5 protein-coding genes are annotated in these 4,805 nt (G+C 42.6%); 4 read left to right on the top strand and 1 reads right to left on the bottom strand.

Going from position 1 to position 4,805, the window contains the following annotated elements:
* Nucleotides 1–87 precede the first annotated feature (87 nt).
* Nucleotides 88–615 carry a hypothetical protein gene (locus tag QUA99_RS32215; protein WP_333245481.1) on the bottom strand — a complete coding sequence of 176 codons (528 nt, stop codon included), beginning with the start codon at nucleotides 613–615 and terminating at the stop codon, nucleotides 88–90.
* Between the two features lie 84 nt (nucleotides 616–699).
* On the opposite strand from QUA99_RS32215, the gene pyrE reads away from it, so the two are divergent.
* The 4 genes from pyrE (at nucleotide 700) to QUA99_RS32195 (ending at nucleotide 4,597) form a co-directional block, all read left to right on the top strand.
* Nucleotides 700–1,275, top strand: coding sequence for an orotate phosphoribosyltransferase (pyrE, locus tag QUA99_RS32210; RefSeq protein ID WP_333245484.1), 576 nt, complete (start codon nucleotides 700–702; stop codon nucleotides 1,273–1,275).
* Between the two features lie 124 nt (nucleotides 1,276–1,399).
* Complete coding sequence (locus tag QUA99_RS32205) at nucleotides 1,400–2,452, top strand: restriction endonuclease (RefSeq protein WP_333245488.1); 1,053 nt, start codon at nucleotides 1,400–1,402, stop codon at nucleotides 2,450–2,452.
* Between the two features lie 20 nt (nucleotides 2,453–2,472).
* On the top strand, nucleotides 2,473–3,792 hold the full coding sequence (gene dcm / locus QUA99_RS32200; protein WP_333460530.1) for a DNA (cytosine-5-)-methyltransferase: 1,320 nt from the start codon (nucleotides 2,473–2,475) through the stop codon (nucleotides 3,790–3,792).
* A 319-nt stretch (nucleotides 3,793–4,111) separates the two neighbouring features.
* Nucleotides 4,112–4,597, top strand: a complete 486-nt coding sequence (locus tag QUA99_RS32195; RefSeq protein ID WP_333245494.1) for a hypothetical protein — start codon at nucleotides 4,112–4,114, stop codon at nucleotides 4,595–4,597.
* The last annotated feature ends 208 nt before the right edge of the window (nucleotides 4,598–4,805 follow it).

Genomic DNA, 4,805 nt, shown 5'->3' with positions numbered 1-4,805 from the left:
GGCTTAGGATAGTCGAGCGCGAGCGGACTCGCTCCGCTCGCGCTCGACTATTATAATTTACTTGGGGACAATTAATCCACCCTGCCCTTAATTTTTGCGGGCCGGCGATACTTGATAAAGTCCTCTAACGGGCCCTGGATCTGTCTGTGAATCTTGCTGCTGTGTTGGAAGTGTAAACTGATCTTGGAGTCCGGCGGGAGTGGCGAAACAGCCGCTGGGCTGAGGTGCTAGCTGGCAAGCTGGAGGCAGTGCCATGACTGAGGAATCGAAGGGATTAACTGCATCCGGGACGCGGAGAATCGGATCGCTGGAAACTTGCCGCTGCATTATGCGTCGGTAGAGGCCGTTGACGCGACTGGCATCCCTCTCCATTTCTTTTTCGGGAAAGGCAACGACGCCGCTGGGGGAACCTATGCCTAAATAGTCGCCAAAGTAACCTTGCAAGCTAACGTTTTGGTAAAAGTCTCCTGAAGCTTCAAAAAATTGTCGGTTGAAGTCGTCGGAAATCGGGTGAAATCGCTCTGTTTGTGCTTGAGCTGGTTTGACTGATGCCAGTGCGGCAGAGGCGACAGCGAGAATCAACGCGCCGCTCAGGCTTTTTAACTTTCGACTCATATATTTGGGCCTCCTTAATTAATTCCGATTCCAATATAAACTGATTATCGGCGGATTATTTGTGTTTTTTACACGGTGTGAGTTATGGATGCTGCGGATTTAAAGGTGTTGCGCGATCGACTTCTAGATTTGTTGTGCGAGTTTGCCTATCGCGAAGGCGATTTTGTGCTGTCTTCGGGGCAGAAAAGTTCTTATTACATTAACTGCAAACCTGTGACGCTGCACGCTGAAGGTGCTTTGGCAACGGGACGTTTGCTGTTGTCGATGCTGTCGTCGGACGTGCAAGCTGTGGGCGGTTTGACTTTGGGTGCTGACCCGATTGTAACTGCTGTGAGCGTAGTTTCGGCTTTGGGCGATCGACCTATACCAGCTTTAATTGTCCGAAAGGAGACGAAGGGACACGGGACAATGGCGTACATTGAGGGGCCACTGTTGCCAGAGGGGACGAATGTGGCGGTTTTGGAGGATGTGGTGACGACGGGCAAGTCGGCGATGCATGCGGTGGAACGGTTGCGGGGTGCGGGTTATAAAGTCGATCGCGTGTTGTCGCTGATTGACAGAGAGCAAGGTGGTGCGGAGTTTTATCACTCTGTTGGATTGGACTTTGAAACAGTTTTTACGATTAAGGATCTGCAAAAGTGGATGGCTAGCAAAAAATAGGGAAAAGTGCGATCGCCAGCCTCCTCCCCTGAAGAATCGCCTCAACCGCCGCCGAACATTTAATAGCGAGAAGGGCGGGCGATCTCATCAAACTCACAGCACTTAATATCACACAAAGCCCAAAATGTCAACTCACAATTACAGAAGAACAGTTGAAGAAATCCGTGAGTTAGCTTCTATGTTCTGGCCTTCCGACTTATCTCAAAAGGAAGCAGAACTCAGTGTCATACCAAAATTGATAGAAACTCAAGAGCAATTTATTGCTATTCTTAGCGTCCCCGTTTCGGAGTTAAGCGGATTATTTCAAATAGTAGAAGCTTCAACACTTTCTGCAAATATGTTCCTGAAGCATTTAATTGTACTGGCGGACTTTGGGGGAGAAATGATAAAAAGAGTGAATAGTCAGTTTAATTCTATGTTTCCTTTAAAGAGATTAGATTACCTTTGGAACCTGCAAACTTACTCTTATCAATTCACTTTTCTACCAGCATCAGGTCAACTAACCAATAATAAACTAGGGATTGACGGTAAAAAAATACTCCAAAATCAATCTCTATCTTTGGCACATAAAGATTTAATAGCAATTCTTTTGTTCGGCGCTAGTTCACTGAATGAAAAAAGCGCTGAGGTTCTAGCTAAATGTGAAATTGGTAATTACTTAGGTCAACCCGATAAATTAAATAAGTTTATTAAACAACGATATATCTGGGTTAGCCGGATAACCTCTGGATCACAATCCAATACTTTAGGTCAAATCGCTCAAAACTTTGTCAAAGAATACTTACAAGATAATTTAGGGGTTATAGATATAGCTATTAGACCTAACGCTCATTTACCCGGCGTTAGACATACTGACCAAGAAAGCGAAAAAGGACTAACAACATTTGATCTGGTTATTTCTAAAGAAGATAAGTTTGTTGCAATAGAGATTAGCTTTCAGGTAACAACAAATAGTGTAATTGAACGTAAAGCTGGACAAGCAAGAGCTAGATTTGAGCAGATTGAAAATGCAGCTTATAAAAAGGCTTATGTCATTGATGGTGCTGGTAACTTTGAGAGAAAAAATGCAATCAAAACCTTGTGTAAATATAGTCATTGCACTGTTGCATTCTCCCACAATGAACTTAATGTACTTTGCAATTTTTTGAGGGATTACTTTGTGCCTAACAAGGAGTAAAGAGATGGTATACTGAAGAAATGGTGTTAAAATCTAAACTAACTAAAATTTTTATGCCAAAAATCCGTTTTATTGACTTATTCTCAGGAATAGGCGGCATGAGATTAGCGTTTGAATCCGCCGCTCGTTCCTTGAATCTGGAAACAGAATGCGTATTAAGCAGCGAAATCAATCCCGACGCTCAGTTAGTTTACCAGAAAAACTTTGCCGACACACCTTTAGGCGACATCCGATTAATTGACAAACTGCCTGAACATGAAATTTTACTAGCGGGATTTCCCTGCCAATCTTTCTCCTATGCTGGCAAAAAAGAGGGATTTGGAGACACCAGAGGCACCCTATTTTTTGAGATTGCAAGGTTAATTGATACCTTTAAACCTCAAGCATTTATTTTCGAGAACGTGCGGGGGCTTGTCAGCCACGACGGCGGCAGAACTCTCGAAACTATTAAAGGCGAAATCAAAAGCCGAGGTTACAGCTTCGATTATTTTTTGCTCAACAGCTCTAACTTTAGTTTACCTCAGAACCGCGTTCGAGTTTACCTAGTAGGAATTTTAAATGCTTCGCCCCAATTTGGGTTAATTTCCGACGTAGGCCCAAAAGATTCGCATTCCTCTAGTCATCAACAGCTATCGTTCTTTTCCCCGTTAAGTAAACCTGTCACAGTTGCAGATATTTTGGAAGACAATCCCGATCCAAAATATGATTGTTCGCCAGAATTTGTTAAGGCATTGAAACACATAGTTAACAATGATTTCAGCCGACTGCACGGTAGGCGGCTAATTGACTATCGCGGCGGCAATTCGATTCATTCTTGGGAACTGGGTTTGCGAGGCGAGTGCAGTTTAGACGAAATTGAATTAATGAATCTTTTTATATTGAAAAGGCGCAATAAAGAATTTGGAACTGACCAAGATGGCAAGCTATTAACTAAAGAGCAAATAGCTACTTTTTTTCCTCATCCCAATCTCGATGAAATCCTGGATTCCTTGGTAACAAAAAAGTACCTGCAACGGAACAACAATCAATACAAACCTGTATCCGGTAACTTTTCCTTTGAAGTCTATAAATTTGTAGATCCGCAGAAAATTTCGGTAACAATTGTTGCCAGTGATGCTAATAGATTAGGAGTTTACTATCATAACCGAGTCCGCAGGATTACTCCCCGCGAGGCGGCGCGGTTACAAGGTTTTTCCGATATTTTTATTCTGCATCCTAATGATGAGAAAGCTTATCATCAACTGGGTAATAGTGTAAGTATTAATGTAGTTAAAGCTGTTGCTATAGAAGTTATCCAGAATGTTTTGTGCTCTACCAAACAAAAAGTTAGCGCCTGGTGAATTGGGAAGGGTGGGCGGAGTGTTTCCGCCCACCCTAGCAACTAGCTTTGCGTTACAGGTTCCTCAGCCAAAAACTTCTATAATTCCGTCAAAGCATCGGCATCAACCTTAGATCGGTGTTTTATTGAATGAAACTATAAACTATGCTCGCTCTAATTCTATCAAAATCAGGTCAGGCACTTGGAGGACAAGGGAAAATAAAGTTTTCGGTGTTAAACAAGCGCAACCTTTCAGATTCAAAATCTCTACCAATCGGCAGATTTTAGCACAGAGAAATTATAACCTGAGTGATATACTAACTAGAGAAGACTGTTTTAATATGTTAAATGACCCCGCGCAAGGAGAAGCAGAAATGATTTTACCTGCATCTGTTAAAGGGAAATGGAAACTACTCGCAACAGCCTTTATTTGTCCTCTGACACTAATTGGTGTTGGCATTCAGCAACAACCGATTCAAGCACAACAAAACCCATCTAAGACTAATGTTGCTGCTTTGCCAGATGGTATTTACCTGTACGGAGATTCGCCACAGCCCAACCAAGTTCTTCAAAACTACATTGTGTTTCAACGCCAGAACGATCGGGTAGTTGGTGCAATCTACGCGCCGCGATCGGACTTTGCGTGCTTCACTGGTAAAATCCAGGGAAATACACTGTACGGGAAGGCAATCTCAGCCGGAAAGATTCAAACAGTTGAAATCAATACTCAGCTAACCAATCTGCATTCTATTCGCACAATTAGCTCAAACGATCGGCGCATTCTTTCAACGTGCAAAGAAACAGCGCAAGCTAACATCTTCAGGTAAATCTTTTACTTAGCTCAAATGCTGTACTAGGCTGGCGGTGCGTTACACTGCGTTAGCGCACCCGACGAATTAAAACTTTAAGGGCAGGATAAATATATAAAAATAAGCTGCAACATATCAAAGTAAATCTTCTATAGCGTTTTTCATAATTATGAGGTACACTTAGTAAAGTAAAACTATTTAGAGGAAAATCATCAATGCAACCCTA

This window comes from Microcoleus sp. F10-B2, assembly GCF_036704965.1.
Taxonomy (GTDB): Bacteria; Cyanobacteriota; Cyanobacteriia; order Cyanobacteriales; family Microcoleaceae; genus Microcoleus.
The sequence above is the reverse complement of the archived record's forward strand: the minus strand, read 5'-3'. Positions and strand labels throughout refer to the sequence as shown.